General features: G+C 71.1%; 15 protein-coding genes and 1 tRNA gene. 8 read left to right on the top strand and 8 right to left on the bottom strand.

Annotated features, from left to right (window positions below):
- Window positions 1-13 precede the first annotated feature (13 nt).
- From ACFFHU_RS15275 to ACFFHU_RS15260, 4 genes are all read left to right on the top strand, one after another.
- Entirely contained in the window at window positions 14-721 is a 708-nt protein-coding gene (locus ACFFHU_RS15275) for a thioredoxin-like domain-containing protein (RefSeq protein WP_377339804.1), read from the top strand.
- A 19-nt stretch (window positions 722-740) separates the two neighbouring features.
- Window positions 741-1409 carry a DUF305 domain-containing protein gene (locus ACFFHU_RS15270; protein ID WP_377339802.1) on the top strand — a complete coding sequence of 223 codons (669 nt, stop codon included), beginning with the start codon at window positions 741-743 and terminating at the stop codon, window positions 1407-1409.
- A 232-nt stretch (window positions 1410-1641) separates the two neighbouring features.
- Window positions 1642-2268, top strand: coding sequence for a winged helix-turn-helix domain-containing protein (locus ACFFHU_RS15265; RefSeq protein ID WP_377339801.1), 627 nt, complete (start codon window positions 1642-1644; stop codon window positions 2266-2268).
- 65 nt (window positions 2269-2333) lie between these two features.
- Window positions 2334-2408, top strand: a tRNA-Arg gene (locus ACFFHU_RS15260).
- A gap of 554 nt (window positions 2409-2962) precedes the next feature.
- Here the strand turns inward: ACFFHU_RS15260 and ACFFHU_RS15255 are convergent.
- A complete protein-coding gene (locus ACFFHU_RS15255) occupies window positions 2963-3874 on the bottom strand; it encodes a hypothetical protein (protein WP_377339324.1) in 912 nt (303 codons plus the stop codon).
- Window positions 3875-3976: 102 nt separating this feature from the next.
- Between ACFFHU_RS15255 and ACFFHU_RS15250 the strand changes: the two genes are divergently transcribed.
- Window positions 3977-5215, top strand: a complete 1239-nt coding sequence (locus ACFFHU_RS15250) for a DUF8426 domain-containing protein (protein WP_377339322.1) — start codon at window positions 3977-3979, stop codon at window positions 5213-5215.
- A 3-nt stretch (window positions 5216-5218) separates the two neighbouring features.
- Here ACFFHU_RS15250 and ACFFHU_RS15245 read toward each other — a convergent pair whose 3' ends face one another.
- The 3 genes from ACFFHU_RS15245 to ACFFHU_RS15235 all read right to left on the bottom strand — a co-directional run bounded on the left by ACFFHU_RS15245 (window position 5219) and on the right by ACFFHU_RS15235 (window position 8950).
- The gene (locus tag ACFFHU_RS15245) at window positions 5219-5599 is read right to left on the bottom strand and encodes a hypothetical protein (RefSeq protein WP_377339320.1); all 381 of its coding nucleotides are present in this window, start codon (window positions 5597-5599) and stop codon (window positions 5219-5221) included.
- Window positions 5589-6533: a ParA family protein gene (locus ACFFHU_RS15240; RefSeq protein WP_377339318.1), complete on the bottom strand. Its 945-nt coding sequence runs from the start codon at window positions 6531-6533 to the stop codon at window positions 5589-5591. Before ACFFHU_RS15240 ends, ACFFHU_RS15245 begins: the two co-directional genes overlap by 11 nt.
- A 329-nt stretch (window positions 6534-6862) precedes the next feature.
- The gene (locus tag ACFFHU_RS15235; RefSeq protein ID WP_377339316.1) at window positions 6863-8950 is read right to left on the bottom strand and encodes an MMPL family transporter; all 2088 of its coding nucleotides are present in this window, start codon (window positions 8948-8950) and stop codon (window positions 6863-6865) included.
- A 60-nt stretch (window positions 8951-9010) separates the two neighbouring features.
- Here ACFFHU_RS15235 and ACFFHU_RS15230 point away from each other — a divergent pair, with 60 nt between their 5' ends.
- Window positions 9011-9496 (top strand): MarR family winged helix-turn-helix transcriptional regulator, encoded by a 486-nt coding sequence (locus tag ACFFHU_RS15230; protein ID WP_377339799.1) that lies wholly within the window; start codon window positions 9011-9013, stop codon window positions 9494-9496.
- A gap of 39 nt (window positions 9497-9535) precedes the next feature.
- Here the strand turns inward: ACFFHU_RS15230 and ACFFHU_RS15225 are convergent, their stop codons facing one another.
- The 4 genes from ACFFHU_RS15225 to ACFFHU_RS15210 form a co-directional block, all read right to left on the bottom strand.
- Window positions 9536-10225, bottom strand: coding sequence for a hypothetical protein (locus tag ACFFHU_RS15225; RefSeq protein WP_377339314.1), 690 nt, complete (start codon window positions 10223-10225; stop codon window positions 9536-9538).
- A gap of 272 nt (window positions 10226-10497) precedes the next feature.
- Window positions 10498-13002: an FtsX-like permease family protein gene (locus ACFFHU_RS15220; RefSeq protein WP_377339312.1), complete on the bottom strand. Its 2505-nt coding sequence runs from the start codon at window positions 13000-13002 to the stop codon at window positions 10498-10500.
- Entirely contained in the window at window positions 12999-13721 is a 723-nt protein-coding gene (locus ACFFHU_RS15215) for an ABC transporter ATP-binding protein (protein WP_377339310.1), read from the bottom strand. Before ACFFHU_RS15215 ends, ACFFHU_RS15220 begins: the two co-directional genes overlap by 4 nt.
- Window positions 13718-14323, bottom strand: coding sequence for a PadR family transcriptional regulator (locus ACFFHU_RS15210; RefSeq protein ID WP_377339308.1), 606 nt, complete (start codon window positions 14321-14323; stop codon window positions 13718-13720). The genes ACFFHU_RS15215 and ACFFHU_RS15210 overlap by 4 nt, the downstream gene beginning before the upstream one ends.
- A gap of 51 nt (window positions 14324-14374) precedes the next feature.
- On the opposite strand from ACFFHU_RS15210, the gene ACFFHU_RS15205 reads away from it, so the two are divergent.
- Window positions 14375-15409: a sigma-70 family RNA polymerase sigma factor gene (locus ACFFHU_RS15205; protein ID WP_377339797.1), complete on the top strand. Its 1035-nt coding sequence runs from the start codon at window positions 14375-14377 to the stop codon at window positions 15407-15409.
- Between the two features lie 159 nt (window positions 15410-15568).
- Entirely contained in the window at window positions 15569-16126 is a 558-nt protein-coding gene (locus ACFFHU_RS15200) for a dihydrofolate reductase family protein (protein WP_377339307.1), read from the top strand.
- Window positions 16127-16268 lie beyond the last annotated feature (142 nt).

The raw sequence follows: 16268 nt of genomic DNA, 5'->3' as shown, positions 1-16268 counted from the left end.
GGGGCGCAAGCCGATCGCCCCGGTCAAGGTCACCCAGGGCCGGTCCTGGGGGCCGATCGCCCTGATCACCGCGGTGGCGTTGCTGGCCCTGGCCATCGTGGGCTTCGGCGCCTGGTCGGTCTACCAGGGCGGCCGGTCGTGGCAGGACAAGGCCGACTCGATCTCCGGCATCCTGGACGTGACCAAGACCGACCCGCAGAGCCTCAAGTACGAGAAGCACCAGACCGGCCCGATCAAGTACACGAAGTACAACCCGCCGGTCGGCGGGGTGCACAACCCCTCCTGGCAGAACTGCATGGGCGACGTCTACGACGCGCCGATCGCCAACGAGCACGCGGTGCACAGCCTGGAGCACGGCGCCGTCTGGATCACGTACCGGCCGGACCTGCCCAAGGACCAGGTCGACAAGCTGGCCAGCAAGGTGCGCGGCAAGACCCAGATGCTGATGAGCCCGTACGAGGGTCTCGACAAGCCCATCTCGCTGCAGGCCTGGGGCTTCCAGCTCAAGGTCGACAACGCCAACGACGGCCGGATCGACGACTTCATCAAGGCGCTTCGGGAGAACGCCTCGATCGAGCCGGGCGCCGCCTGCTCGCAGGGCATCACCGCCACCGGCACCACCCCGCACGACAACGTCCAGGGCGGCACCGACCCGCAGGACGGCGGCGGCATGGGCCAGCCGGGTCAGGGCCAGCCCGGCCAGGGGCAGCCCCCGCAGTGAGGACGGTAGAAGCATGACGATCTCCACCGACCCCGACCTCCGGGACGACCTCGACGAGCCGCTGGGCCCGCCGGTCGAGCGGCCGGGAGGTCGCCGGTTCGGCCTGCTGGCCCTGCTGCTGGCCGTCGTGGCCGGGCTGCTCATCGGGTACGCCGGCGGCTGGCTGACGCCGCGGCTCACGCAGCCCGGGGACGGCTCGGCCGAGGCGGGGTTCGCCCGGGACATGAGCGCGCACCACGCCCAGGCGGTGGAGATGGGGATGATCGCGTTCCAGAACGCGGTCAGCCCGGACGTCCGGACCATGGGCGGGGACATCGCCACCGGCCAGCAGGCGCAGATCGGGATCATGCAGACCTGGTTGAAGGACTGGCGACTGGAGCCCACCGGCTCCCAACCGGTGATGGCCTGGATGCCGGACGGCGCGGCCGCGGTGAAGGACGGCCTCATGCCCGGCATGGCCACCCCGGAGCAGATGGCCCAGCTGCGGGCCGCCAAGGGCAGGCAGGTGGACATCCTGTTCTGCCAGCTGATGATCAACCATCACCTCGGCGGCATCCACATGGTGGACGCCATCCTCGCCAAGACCCACGACAAGCAGGTGATCGACGTGGCCCAGGCCATGAAGACCACCCAGCAGGCGGACATCAACAACCTCACGGATCTGCTCGCCAAGGCCAAGGCCAGCTGACCCGGCCGTTGTGCGGATGGCCGGCCCCGCCCCGCGGGACCGGCCATCCGGCTTCTCCATGGCCCCACTAACCGTCCGTTTTAAACCTTCCTGACCGCATGTGCGGACTCGGAGCGTTTTTCTCCGTACTTGGCGATACCGGCCCCGATCTGGGCTCGTTGTCCAGAGCATGACGGTTGTGGCGGTACGTGACGCGCGACGGTCGGTGGCCAGCTGGTGCCGGCGACACACGCTGGGCGGCGAGGGCGCCATCGCCGCGGCCCGGCGCGGCGAGCAGGCGGTCACCGAACCGGCGCTCAGCCGCCGGCAGGAACTCGAGCTGATCGGACTGGTCCGCGACCACTACCCGGACGACTTCGGGCTCGACGACGAGCTGTGGAGCCGGCACAGCCTCACCGACGTCATCAACCGGCGCTTCCAGGTGTCGCTCGACCCCACCGACGTGGCCGGCTACCTGCTGGCCTGGGGTATCGGTCCGCGGGAGCCCACCGACCGGGCGTGCCGGCTGTGCGTGGCCGAGGTGACCGACTGGATGGACCGGGAGTACCCGGCCATCGTCCGCACCGCCCGCGAGCACCAGGCGGAGCTGTACTGGGTCGGCCGGACCCGCCTGCAGGGCGCCTCGCCGTCGGCCGACGTGCTGTCCGCCGTCTCCACCCGCGGACGTACCCGCTTCATGCTCACGGCGCCGTCGGTGGACCGATCCCTGCCCCGCGAGTTCCTGCTCCGGCTCAGCGGCCGGGACGGTCGGACCGTGCACGCCGTGGTCGACGGCTCCTGGACTCGGGTGGAATGGCCGCGCCGGATACCCGCCCGGATCGTCCTGCACCCGCTGCCCAGCTGCGGACGTACGGCGTGACACGGCGCACCGGGTACCGATTCGATTCTCCGGCGGGGATGCTGATACTCTTCTCGGGTCGCTGAGCCCCCGTAGCTCAGGGGATAGAGCACCGCCCTCCGGAGGCGGGGGCGCAGGTTCGAATCCTGCCGGGGGCACCACCAAGATTTGCGAAGTCATAGCGTGACCGGTCGACAACTACGGGTTGAGGCCCGCGTTGGACTGACATAGATCACTTGCGAGGAGGCCCGGGGGTGTTTGCCCTCGGGCCTCCTCGTCGATCTACCGGGGCCTCGCACCCTTTGAGATTCCGGTCTTCGGTTAATCTCGGCCGGGGCGCTCACGTGTTCCATCGGGTGTTCCTCACCCGGTCCGGTGGAGCCGCGATACCCGTTGACAGGCCATCCATGTCGGTTGCGGCCATCTCACAAAGGACCGGAACCGGGAGTGACGGCAATTACAGTTCGCGAGCTCGCCATCGCACACCGCAGCGAGTTCATCGCCACCGAAGAGTAAGCCAGGCCCACAAGCCGGACGAGCTGGCGGCCTGGACCGGCCGGTTCTTCGCGGCGATGGCGGCCAGCCCCAGTCGGCACGCCAGGCCGCGGCGCTCGCCGAAGGACTATGAGCGCTCACACGCCACGCATCAGCACCAAATGGAATCGTCGCCCGGCAGCTGGCACCATTCTACCGACGCCTCATCTTCATGGGCGCATCACCACTCCCAACGGAAACCGACAACCGTCTGCTCAATGAACGGCACGTAACGGCGGATCGACGCCCGATGTATTGCCTCGGGCGCTTCCCGGAGCGGATTGCCATCGACATGGTCCGACCACACGCACCACCACGCGTGGCGCGGCGGCGCTCCGTCGAAATGCACCGCGAGGTCGACGTTCCGTGCCCGCGCGAAGGCGGGCCGGCGCACCTCGGTTGGGAACTGCGTGCCGGCCCGAAAATGCGTCCGGTACTCGAGACTGGTGCTTTCCCACTGGCGCAGTTCATGGTCCAGAACTATTTCAACTGCTTGGAGCCCATCGCCGTACTGCAGCCGCTCACCGAGGCGCCCGCCGTAGATCACTTCGATCCGGTCGGCTGCGGGCTCGTGGTTGAAGATGTACGCTGTGACGCCGTCTTCGGCCGCCTGAATGGTGTGGGCGGTACTGCGCCTGACGAGCGAACGGTCGCCGGTCAGCAGATACCGCTCGAACAGGCTGACGGTGTGGTGCCGCTGACGGCGCGCCAGTTGCCGTTGTCTGCGTAGCGTTCGAGAGACCCCTCGCGGGTCGCAGTACCCGTCGAACGCTTCCCACAGTCGTGCCTGGTCCACCTGGTCGATCGCGAACGCTGCGATGACCCAGGTCAGCGTTTCGGCTGATATCGCCGTGCCGTTCAACGCCCGGGACACCCGGTCCTTGAGCTCCCGTGGTAACGACACCGCGGCATCACTACGTTCGCCATGGTCCCACAAGTGAAGGGCGAGCACCTGGGCAACCGCGGCCTGGTGCAACGAGGACGATCGGCGTCGGCTGTATTGCTGCCACTGCCGACGGTACCGCTCGTCGCCGACGAGCAACTCCTGCAGCAATGCCGCGACGGCGCCGGCGGCGGCTTGACGTGGTAGCAACGAAAGACCTCCGGACCGCCCGATCCCTGTGCGAATGATCTCCGAACGCCTGCCGCGACGTGCGACCTAAGCGCGACAACCATCGTATTCAGTGGAAGGGAATTGGTCGACGTCGAAGGTTGCCGCGAAAGCACGGGACATGTTGATCGATATGTGCGCCGCTTGATCCGGGGGACCGTGATGGCCAAGTTGTGGATCATCCGTTCGCTACGGGCCGAAGCCTACGAGGAGATCGCCTTCCGCGAGGGCCTGGTCGCCGTGGGCTGGGACGCCGTGGGTGATCTAGCCGCGGTGGCGGACCAGGCCCACATTCGGGCCAGGGTCAAGGCCGCCTACCCCTTCGTAGAGACGTCCTCAGCCGATGCCTATGCCCGCCAGCTGTTTCAGTTCCGCAGCGTCGTCGGCCCCGACGACCTGGTTCTTCTGCTGCGACGCAGCCGTCCCGACGTAGCGGTGGGCTGGATCACGGGCGACTACCGCTACCGTCTCGATTTGCGCGACGAAGTGCGTCACGTCCGCCCGGTCCGGTGGTTGCGCCTAGACGTGCCCCGATCCGTGGTGGAGCGGGAACTGCCCAGCCTGCCGCCGCTCAACATGGTGTTCGAGACCGGTGCGAACGGCGCGGTGATGAAGCGGATCCTGGCCCTGGCGGACGACAGGAGCCCGGACGAGCGCGGCCCAGCCGCCGGTCAACCGGTTACGCCGTTCGGGAGCCTGCAGCGCAACCTCAACTACGCGCGCAGCCTGGCCACGGCCGGTCAGCATCTGGCCCAACTCCAGGTGGGCTCGTTCGAGGTCCCGGACGTGTTCCGGGCGGCCTGGGTGCAAGGCGTCGCCGCGCTCGACCAGTGGGTCCGGCAAGAGGTCCGCAGCCGGATGCTAACCCTGGCGGCGCGTCCGACCGGGCTGCCCCGACCCAAGGGATACGCGACGTTCCAGATCCCGCTCGAAGACATCGAAAGGGTTCTCCAGCGGCGGGCGACCCTGGCGGAGGTGGTCGACGAACGACTCGGCCAGTCGCGCGGCCACCTGGCCTACCAGCACCCCGACAAGATAAAAGAGGCGTTCTCACTGGTGAGCAACGTCGGCAACATCTGGGCCGCCGTCGCGACGGTGCTGAGCGAGCGAGCCGGCGAGGGATCGGTCAGCACCGGCCCCGAAGTCCGCGAGCAGCTGATCCGCATCGTCCGGCGTCGGAACAAGATCGCCCATGAGTACGACGAGGACCCCGACAATCCGCCGAACAAGCGGCCGATCGACTCCGCCGTGGTGACGCAGACCATCGACTGGATCGAACAGTTGGCGGCGGCGGTCCTCATCGTGCTCGACGCGTCGGCCTGATCCTCAGCGCCAGTTAGTGCTGTGGATGGCGGCCGTGTCCTCCCGCGCGCCGGCCGTGGCGTCAACGATCTTCTGGACGAGCGTCGGCTTGGGGTCCTTGCTGAGTACGGCCACACTTAGCTGCTTGGCCAGCGACCTCAGCTCATCATTCTTGAGGCCGAGGCTGTCGAGATAGGCGACGGCGGCCTGCCGGCTCTCCGTTGCCGACAGCTTGGCCCGGATCGGCCCCACGTCCGGTCCGGCTACAACCACCTTGCCGCCGGGCGGTACGAAGGCCAGCCGGGCGTCGCCAGCGGCCATCTGGTCGAACTGTTCGGGGCTCAGCTTGTTGATCGTGGTGGCGATGTCTCTCAGCAGAGCGACGAAGGTGCCTTTAGCGTCCACCGGCGGGACCTCCTGTCATTTGGAGCGTCTCAAGGAACTCGGTTGCCAGAGCGGCGAGCTCGGCGGCGATGTCTTTCGGCACGCCGCCGGTGACGGCCAGCGGAACCCCGCTGGTCGTTGCGCCCGCATGGAGGCGTTGGTTGTGCCTGATCGTCGTGTCGAGCACGCACAGGCCCGGCTGACTCCTCACTCGCTGGATGAAGTCCTGGTTGATCCGGGTCGGCCGCCCGTTGCGCACATCGACCATGGTGAAGATGACCCCGGCCATGACCGGTTCCGCCTTGGCCCGGTCACCCGGCGCCACAGCAAGGCTCTCGTTATACTCGCTGACCAAATCGCTGATGCCCCTACGCAGGTACTGGATGCCCAAGGTTGACAAATCGTCTGCGCGAGCCGGCACGAGATAGTGGGTGCTGGCGATCATCGCGGCCTTAGTCACGATGTTGAAGTTGGGCGGACAATCAATTAGCGCGATGTCGTATGCGTCGAACGTGTCCGCCGCCAGCCCGTCGAGGAGCCGGCTGTAGACCTTGACGAATTTCGCACTGGACTGCGCCGGCGTCATCGCCACCAGCTCAGGCGCGAGCGCCAGGTCGATGTTGACGAGGCCGAGGTGTGACGCGATCAGGTCCAGCCGGCCACCGCGCCCACCGACCTTGGCATTGACCATCGGCGGCGTGGTGATGAGATCGGTCAGGACAGTCTCTCCCTGGCCAGCGACGAACTCGCTGAACCAGCGCATGATCGTCTTCTCGTCTGCCAGCCCGTCGACCCACTCCTTGGGTCGGTAAAATGAGAACGTCAGGCTGGCCTGCGGGTCAAGATCGATAAGCAGCACCCGATACCCACGCCGGGCCAGCTCGGCGCCCAGATTGGCCGTCACGGTCGTCTTGCCGACGCCGCCCTTGAAGTTGATGACGGATACAACCTTCATCGTCCCTCCGAGGCCGCCGGAACCCTCGTTCGACGGCCGCGTCAGTACACATGGTGTGTGTAGCGCTTGAGTCGCGCTGAACCTGGCGCGTTGGACGAGGTCCGCCCGACGCCGCGTCTTGCCACCCCACGGCCGAACGATGATGAAACAACGAAAGTCGCGAAGCACTAACGGCTGCTGGCCGGCGTGCGCTGGCGGACGAGGACGCCTACCTGTAGGCCGGATCCGTCTACATGACTGCGGGAGCCGGTCCCGCGATCACCACCCCGCCGGGCGGACCACAAACGCACCAGCCCAGCACCCCCGCAGCACCAGCGTTCTGTTGTGTGTCAGGAAATGCTGCGGTCCCGCGCCGCCGCCGTCGCCGGCCGGGCCGGCCACCAGAATCGTTCCCCGAGCAGCAGGGCGATCGCCGGAACCAGAAGCGTGCGCACGAGCAGGGTGTCCAGCAGGACTCCGATGCCGACGATGACGCCGATCTGGGTGAGCACGATGACCGGCAGGACGCCGAGCACGGCGAAGACGGCCGCGAGCAGGATGCCGGCCGAGGTGATGACACCGCCGGTGGCCCCCAGCGCGCGGATCATCGCGCTGCGAGTGTCGCCGCGACTCATGGTCTCCTCCCTGGCTCGGGTGACCAGGAAGATGTTGTAGTCCACGCCCAGCGCGACCAGGAACAGGAAGCTCAGCAGGGGAACGCCCGCGTCCAGCGCCGGGATGTCGAGCCACCAGCTCAGCACGACGGTCGCGGCGCCCAGGCTGGCGGCATAGCTGGCGACGACGGTGAGCAGCAGGAGCACCGGGGCGAGCAGGGAGCGCAGCAGGAGGACCAGCACCAGCAGGACCACGAGCAGGACCAGCGGAACGACGACCCGGTCGTCGCGCAGATTGGCGTCGCGCTGGTCGAGATCGGCCGCCGGCGCCCCGCCGACCAGGGCGTCGGCGCCCGGCGCGTCGGCCAGCGCGGCACGCAGGTCGCGCACCGTCCGGTCGGCCTGCGCGGTTCCGGAACCGGCGGTCAGCTGTACGGGAATCTGCACCAGTGCGCCGTCGTCGGACCTCTCGGGCCGCCCGACTCCGGCGACGCCGTTCACCCGCTTGATGGCTGCGGTCGCGGCGTCGGTGGCCGATCCGGCAGCGACGACGGTGGCCGGTTGCGAGGAACCCGCCGGGAAGTGTCGGGACAGGGCTTCCTGAGCGGAGACGGATTCGACCTTGGTGCGGAACTGTTCGGTCTGCGACAGTCCGATCTTCGTAGCCAGCAACCCGGTGGCCAGACCGCCGAGCAGCAGAACCGCCACCGCGAGCACGGCGGCGGGACGCTTACCGACCCAACCCGCGACCCGGGACCACAGGCCGGTGTCGCTCGGCTCGGGGCTGCCGAGCTTCGGGACGAACGGCCAGAAGACTCCCCGGGGCAGGCTGGCCAGCACGGCCGGAAGCACCACCAGCCCGAACAGCAGCGCGACCGCGACGCCCACGGCTGCCGAGACGCCGAGGGTGCGGTTGCCGGTCAGTACGGCGGCGAGCAGGGTCAGCAGGGCCAGGATCACTGTTGCGGCGCTGCCGAGGACCGGCGGCGCCGCGGCGCGCAGGGCCCTGGCCATGGCGGTGCGGCGCTCGGGAGTGTGCCGAAGCTCGGCGCGGTAGCGGGAGATCAGCAGCAGGGCGTAGTCGGTGCCAGCGCCAAAGACCAGCACCGACACGATCCCGCCCACGGCTGCGTCGGTGCGCTCGCCCACCAGCCGGGCGATCCACGGCAGCAGCTTGGCGACCAGTTGGTCGCCCACGCCGATGACGAGCAGCGGCGCGATCCAGACGATCGGGCTGCGGTAGGTGACCAGCAGCAGCAGCGCCACGACGCCTGCGGTGGCCAGCAGCAGGGTGACGTTGGCGCCGTCGAAGGCGGCGGAGATGTCCCGACTGAACGCGGGGCCGCCGGTGACCTGCGCGGTCAGTCCGGCCGGCAGCGGGTGGGCCGGGTCGGCGGCGATCGCGGCACGCAGGCCGTCGATGGCGGCGGCCTCCGCGTTCTCGTCGAGGTCCGCCGGGACCGGCACGAGCAGCAGGGCCGCCCGCTCGTCGGCGGAGTACGCGGGTGGCGGCACGGGCCCACCCTGCGCCCGGCTGCCGAGCGAGCTGCCTGCCTCGGCGATGGCGGCTCGATCGGCCCCGGTCAGCGGTCCGTCGCCGCGCTCGTAGACGACCACGGCGGTGTCCGTTCGGCTGCTGGGGAACCGGTCTGCCAGCTCCGTGACCCGGGTCGACTGTTTGCCGGCGGGCAGCCCGTCGGTTGGCTCGGCGTCCGGCTGCGTCGGCGAGGTGAGCCAGACCAGCGCGGTGAGCGCGACGGTCACCAGGATGATCAGGAAAGCGCCGATCCTGCTGGTGATGGCGCTGGCGGTTCGAGCACCCACGGGAATCCTTCGCTAGCCGAAATATTCGTTCGCTGAAACGATAGGATGCGGTCCGTGCCGATGCAACCCGACTTCCAGACCGAGCGCGCGGAGATCATCGAGGATCTGATCGACGCCTTGCGGCTGTTCACGGTCGAGACGGATGTGTTTGTGGAGGTGTTCGCCCGCGCGCATGGCCTCGGCCGCAACGATCTCAATGCGATCATGTGGATCAGCCAGGGCACGGGCAGCGGTCAGCCGATCACCTCGGGCGAACTGGCGTCCCGACTGGGCCTGGGGGCACCGGCCACCACGGGCCTGGTGGACCGGCTGGAAAACGCCGGGCACGTCCGTCGGGAGCGCGACCCGAATGACCGTCGCAGGGTCTCCATCGTCATGCAGCCGACCGCCCTGCGCCTGGCGACCGAGTTCTTCGTACCGCTCGGCCGGTTGATGCACGACACCGTCGCGGACATCGGCGACCGGGACCTGCAACGCGCGACCACCGTCGTCCGGCGGCTGACCGGCGCGGTCACCGCGGCCCGCACCGCCGCCGCGGGCTCCTGAGCAGCACTTCTGCGGGAGCGGCCGCGTCCGCCGAGCGGCTCAGGGCAGCTCCCACACCGTGATGTCGACCTCGGCGACATCGTCACTCACCGAGAGCACCCGCGCGGTGGCCACCCGGTTCTGGGCGGTGCGCACGCACGCCCGTACCCCCGGACGGACGTTTTCCACCCGGTTGGCCGGGTGGGTGTCGAGCAGATCCGAACATGCCTGCCGGGTGGGCGCCTTGGCGCCCGTCCACCGGGCGATCCCGGCATCGGGATAGAAGTTGTACAGCGTGTTGCTGGAAAAGGCGAGGTCGCCGAGGCTGCCGGCCGGCTTCGGCGGGATCTCGTCGAGGTAGTGGCCTTCCAACTTGATCCCCAGCGTCCCGTGCCAGCGCACCACGTCCGGGCCGGCAGAAGCGGGAGCGGACGATGATGTCGACTCGGCCGCCGTCGACCCCTCCGGAGCGGCCACTCCACCACCGGTCGGGGTGCTCGAGTCGGGCGGCGCGGCGGCGCGGGGCGCGGGCTCCACTGCGCGGTCAACCGGCCCGGGATCGTGATGGAGTAGCAGGACGAAGCCCAGCGCCAAGGCCAAAGTGGAGACCGCGCCAATGGCGATCCGCTCACTAGCCCGGTTCAGTGGGGGCAGGTGCACGCCGCCGGCCACGACCCGGCCACCGGCGATCGCCGCGATGAGGCCGAGGATCCCCACCAACCAGAAGACCGCCGGCCCGAAGATGTCCACGCCTGCTCCGAATCGCTCGCTGACGCCGCTGGGGGACGGGTACCGGACCCGTCCGCCCACCCCCGATGCCGATGCCGGCGCGACAAGGATTCCGGACCGCTCCGGACGGGCCAAGCCGGCGGGAGCGCCTGTGCACGGCTGTGCACAGGCGCAACCCGTCCACCACCGGGAACGCCAGCCTGTGCACGACGGCGGTGAACTCGCTCAGCACGCCCGTCTCCGGGACGCGGGTCGGCGGGGCGCCCCACCCCACCCACCGGCTCGGCGGACGGCTACTCGACGGCGCGCCTGACGATGACCGGCGGCTCCCGCCCGGCCAGCAGCCAGCTGCCGACCGTGGCGGCGAGGGGCAGCCCGACCAGGGTGGCCGCCAACTCGGGCAGCGGCACGTCGCCCAGCCGCTGGCTGAACTCCTGGTGGAACAGCGCGATGGCCACCAGGTAGCCGGCCACGGTTCCCCAGAGCGCGCCGACCAGACCGAGCCCCGCGGCGGTGGCCGCGGTGATCCGACGTCGTACCCAGGACGACGCGCCGGTGGCGGCCAGGGTGCGCAGATCGCGGCCGGCCTCACCCCGAATCAGGCCGATGGTCATGGCCAACACCCCGAGGGCGAGCAGGATGCCACCACCGGTGGCGACGGTCCGCAGCTGCCCGGCCGACGCCGCGCCGCTGCGGGTCTCGATGGTCAGGTGGTCGGCCAGCGCCAGCTGTCGGACGGTGTTGATCTGCCCGTCGATCAACGGATGCGGCGTCTGGACGAGCCAACCAGCCGGAACCGGAGACAGCTGCAGCAGCCGGGCGCCGTATTCGGTGAGCAGCAGGTTCGGCTGCGAAGCGCCGGTCGGCAGCGCGCCCGTGCGCTGGACCTTCGGATTCTGGTACGGGGGACGGTCGGGGCCGGCGAACAGCACCAGGCCGGAGGCGCCCGCCAGGCCGTGACGGGAGGTCAGCAGGATGGTGTCCGGTGCGATGGTGGCGGGGTCGATGCCGTAGTGCGCCAGCACCTGCGGCGTGGCCAGCCAGATCGTGCCGGGGTCACCCCGGAGGCCTTGGCCGAGCGTCGGGCCGGAGTCCAGCAGCGGCAGCGGGTCGCTGGCGCCGAGCACACCGCTGATGGCCCGCACGCTGGCGGCGTCGGTGGCCGGGTCACGCCGCGGCGGGGTGGCACCGGGCCGTTCGTCGCGCCCCGCGCGACCCGGATCGGCAGGGCCGGCAGCCCCATCCGGACCGGCGGGAGCGCCGAGGCCGGTCTCGGATCCCGGATCGGGACGTATCAGCAGCTGATCGGCCGGCAGGTTCGGTCCGGCGTAGTCCACCGGGTCGGCGAGCCGACCGGTGGACAGCAGCACGACGATGACGGCGGTGAACACCGCGAAGCTGACCGCGGCCAGCGCCACACCCGAGCGGGTCCGGTAGCGGGACAGGTCCCGCAGGGCCAGGCGGGACGCCACCGGCGTCCGCGCGGCAACGGCCGCCAGGATCGCCACGCCGCCCGGGGCGAGCAGCAGCACTCCCACCGCCGCCGCCAGCAGGCCACCGAGCTGCAGGGCGTCATTGCCCCCGCTCCAACCGCCGGAACACCAGATCATGACCAGTCCGGCCAGCAGGACGACCGCGCCCGGTACCACGGTCCGGCGCGCCGGACGGCCGTGCGCCGGCCGCCCGGACAGCGCCGCCATGACCGGCAGCCGGGACACGGACCGGGCCGGCCGGCCGGCGGCGAGCACGGAGGTGCCCACGGCCAGCAGCATCGCCAGCGCGACCAGCCACCACGGCAGGTGCGCCCACGCGACGCGGTGGTGCACGTGCTGGGAGAACCGCGGCGCGTACCCGGCCCAGAGGACCAGTCCCAGCACGCCGCCGGTCAGAGCGCCGACGGTGCCGACGAGCGCGCCATTGGCGATCATGACCAGGCGTACGGCCCGATCGGTGGCCCCCAGCGAGGACAGCATGCCGAGGGCGCGCAGCCGGCGCTGAGCCAGGACGGAGAAGCCGGCCACGGCCACCAGGCCCACGAACACCAGCCCGAAGATGGCCAGGGCGAGCACCACGTACGCGGGGCTGAGCGCCGGCGGGCTCGGCGCCTGGACCGACACCCCGGGCGGCGGCCGGTACGCGGCCACGGCGTCGTCGGTCGCGTCGAACAGCACCCTCGTCCGGTCCGGCCGGTCCACCTGCCCCGGCGCCACCAGCGCGAAGTCGTCGAGCAGGTTCTGCGGGTTCTCCACGATCCCGACCAGACGCCTGGGCGCCCCGTCGTCAGTCCACTCGTCGCCGGGTTGGAGCCCGTACGACCGGGCCAGGCTGCTGGTCATCGCCACCTCCCCGGCGCCGGCCGGGAACCGGCCGGAGCGCAGGGCGACCATGGGACCGCCGTACCGCCCGGCCGGATCCTGCGCGCGCAGCATCGCCCCCTCGGCCGTCCCGGTGCGCAACTGGCGCTCCTGGATCACGTCCACGGCGCCGAAGCGCTGCCGCAGCGCGGCGACGTCGTCCCGGGCACGCTGCGGCGTCGCGGTCACCAGCGCCAGGTGGTCAGCGCTGCCGTATCCGGCCGCGAGCGGCGGCGGCGCATTGGTGCCGATAGCGGCGCCCAGCACGGTGGCCGCCACGGCCGCCGTGAGCAGGGCCAGCACCAGCACTTGCTGGCGCCACTCCCGCCGGAAGAGCCGCCAGGACCAGCGCAGCACGGCACGGCGGGCCGCCGCGCCCCCGTTGCCGCCCGCCGACAGGTCCACGGGGGCCAGCGAGAGCGGGCCGGCGGACCCGGCGCTCATCGGGTCGCCTCCGGGGTGAGCAGGGAATCCGGCCCCGGCGTCGGCCGCGTCTGGTCCACGATCCGGCCGTCCCGCAGGAAGACGACGCGGTGGGCCCAGGAGGCAAGCTGTGCGTCGTGGGTCACCACCACCGCGGCCACGCCGCGCTTGCACGCGGCCAGCAGCAGCCGCATCACCGCCTCGCCGTTGGCGGAGTCCAGCGCCCCGGACGGCTCATCGGCCAGCAGCAGGTCCCGCGGCCCGACGACAGCCCGGGCGATGGCCACCCGCTGCCGCTGCCCGCCGGACAGATCGTCGGGAAATGCCCGGGCGCGGTCGGCCACGTCCAGCTCGGCCAGGGCGGTCATGGCCGCCTCCCGGGCCCGGCGCGCGGGCACCCCGTCCAGCTCCAGCGGCAGGGCGACGTTCTCCACGGCGGTCAGCCCGGGCAGCAGATTGAAGTCCTGGAACACATAGCCGATGCCGCGCCGGCGCAACCGGGCCCGCTGGTTGCGGGACAGGCCGGAGAGCGCGACGCCGCCGATGTGCACCGTGCCGCTGGTCGGCTCCTCCAGGCCGCCAGCGATGGTGAGCAGGGTGCTCTTGCCCGATCCGCTCGGCCCCATCACGGCCACCATCTGTCCCGGCTGCACGGACAGGTCCACCCCGCGCAACGCACGCACCTCGCCGGCGCCAGCGCCGTGCACCTTGGTGACCTGCCGCATCTCCAGCGCGTTCATCGCCGTACCCCCGTCGTCCGTCGGATCCGCGCCGGCGTGGTCGGCGGCGCTGTTGTGGATGGCGCCGGCGTGGTCGGCGGCGGTTCGACGCTGGCCCGCTTGAGCCGCCCGTCCGCCGCGTCCAGCCACCGCACGGCCGCGTCGAGCCGGAACAGCTCGGCGTCCAGCACGAGGGCCAGGCCCAGGTCGCGCTCGGCCTCGTCCTCCTTCAGCCGGGTCCACTGCTGCATCAGCTCCACCAGGTGGCGGCGGTGCACCTGGATCACCTCGTGCGGGTCGGTGCCGGGGACGCGCAATGCCACCAGCACCTTGATGACCAGCTCGTCGCGGGGCGGCGCGCCGGCGTCCGGGGGCGTCCGCAGCCAGCCGGCCAACTCCCCGGCGCCCGCCTCGGTGATCCGGTACCCCTTCTGCGGGCCCGGCTCGCCGGCGTCGTCGGACTCGACGAGGCCGTCGCGCTCCAGCCGTTGCAGCGTCGTGTACACCTGGCCGACGTTCAGCGGCCACACGTCCCCGGTCCGCGCGACGAACTCGTCGCGCAGCTGAAGCCCGTACTTCGGGCCCTCGCTGAGCAGCGCGAGCAGCGCGTGACGGACGCTCATCGCAGCGCCATTACTTGCATCATGCCGCGTATAATACTGGGTATATAGGCTCTGGCACTCCAGGAAGTCCCGGATCCTCCCCCAAGGGCTCCTCCGGGACATCCCCGAGCCGCCCGGGCCCGCGGGCGCGGCACGCATCAGGATGGGCGGGTGGAGTTCGAGGCGTACCGGGGCGAGCTGATCGCCTACTGCTACCGGATGCTGGGGTCGTTCCACGATGCCGAGGATCTGGTGCAGGAGATCATGCTGCGGGCCTGGAAGGCCCGCGACCGGTACGACCCGACCCGCGCGTCGGTACGGACCTGGCTGTACCGCATCGCCACCAACGCCTGCCTCACGGCGCTGCGCGGAAGCGCCCGCCGGCCGTTGCCGTCCGGCCTGGGCGGGCCCAGCAGCGATCCCGGGGCGCCGCTCACGCCGGCGCCGGAGATCCCGTGGCTGCAGCCCTTCCCCGACCGGCGGGCGGACGCCGAGGCGCGGGCCGATTTACGGCTGGCGCTGGTGGCGGCGTTGCAGACCCTGTCGGCGCGGCAGCGGGCCGTGCTGGTGCTCCGCGAGGTGCTGGAGTTCAGCGCCGCCGAGGTGGCCACCCAGCTCGGCACGACCGTCGCGGCGGTCAACAGCGCGCTGCAGCGCGCCCGCGCCGCCGTGGCCGAGGTGGGCGATCCGGCCGAGGTGGCCGATCCGCACGATCCGGGGGTACGCGCCGTGGTCGACCGGTACGCGCGGGCGTTCGAGGCGGCCGACGTGCCGGCGCTGGTCCGGCTGCTCACCGACGACGCGGTCCTGGAGATGCCGCCGGTGCCGCTGTGGTACCGGGGCAGCCGCGACTACGGCCGGTTCCTGGATCGCGTGTTCCGGATGCGGGGCGCCGGCTGGGTCATGCGGCCGCTGTCCGCGAACGGGCAGCCGGCGCTGGCCGCGTACGCGCCGGCGCCCGGCGGGCACCGGCTGCACACCCTGCAGGTGCTCACCGTCGCCGGCGACCGCGTGCGCCACAACGTGGTGTTCGCCGATCCGGCCGTGTTCGCGGCCTTCGAGCTGCCCACCCTGATCTCCCCGGGCGGCCTTCCCGGGCGGCGCTGAGACCTCCGACCAACGCCGCCTGGGCCACGACAACTACGCGGGAAACCGGGACGGCTTCGGCCGGGACGCGGAAATCCGCCCGGTTCTGTTGCGGCCGCGATGAGTCCGGCCGGTGCGGCCGGTATGTACCGGCGAGCATCCGACGGAGGGACAACCGGCATGAGCGTCATCGTCATCCAGTTCATCAGCCTGGACGGAGTCGTGTCCGACCCGGACGGGTCCGGCAACACCCCGACCGGCGGGTGGGCGTTCCGGCACGGTCCGGAGACCGTTGCCGGGGACAAGTTCCGGCTCGGCAGCATCCTGGACGACGGGGTGCTGCTGCTGGGGCGTACCACGTGGCAGCTCTTCTCCCGGCTGTGGCCCAACCGCGACGACCCGTTCTCCCGGCGGATGAACGCGGTGCCCAAGCTGGTCGCCTCGCGAACGCTCACCGACGCCTCGGCGTGGGCCAACTCGCGGCTCGTCGCGGGCGATCCGGTCGAGACGGTACGCAGTCAGGCGCGCGATGTGGTCGTGACCGGCAGCCTCAGCGTGGTGCGCGCCCTGATGGCCGCGGATCTGATCGACGAATACCGACTGCTGGTCTTCCCCACCGCTCTCGGCGCCGGGCAGCGGCTCTTCCCGGCCGCCGGCCCGCCCGCGTACCTGCGGACCCTGTCGGCCGAGCAGGCCGGCGCGGCCGTCCTGGTCCGCTACGGCCGCGCCGCGCCCTGAGCGGTGCCGCCGCGCGCCCTGAGCGGTGCCGCCGCGCGCCCTGAGCGGTGCCGCGCGGCGCCCTGAGCGGTGCCGCGCGGTGCCCTGAGCGGTATCGCCGCGCGGCGCGCTGACCGGCGTCGCGGTGCCGGGGCCGGTGTCC

Origin of the sequence: Plantactinospora siamensis (assembly GCF_042434095.1) — a bacterium.
Classification (GTDB): domain Bacteria; phylum Actinomycetota; class Actinomycetes; order Mycobacteriales; family Micromonosporaceae; genus KBS50.
The sequence above is the reverse complement of the archived record's forward strand: the minus strand, read 5'-3'. Positions and strand labels throughout refer to the sequence as shown.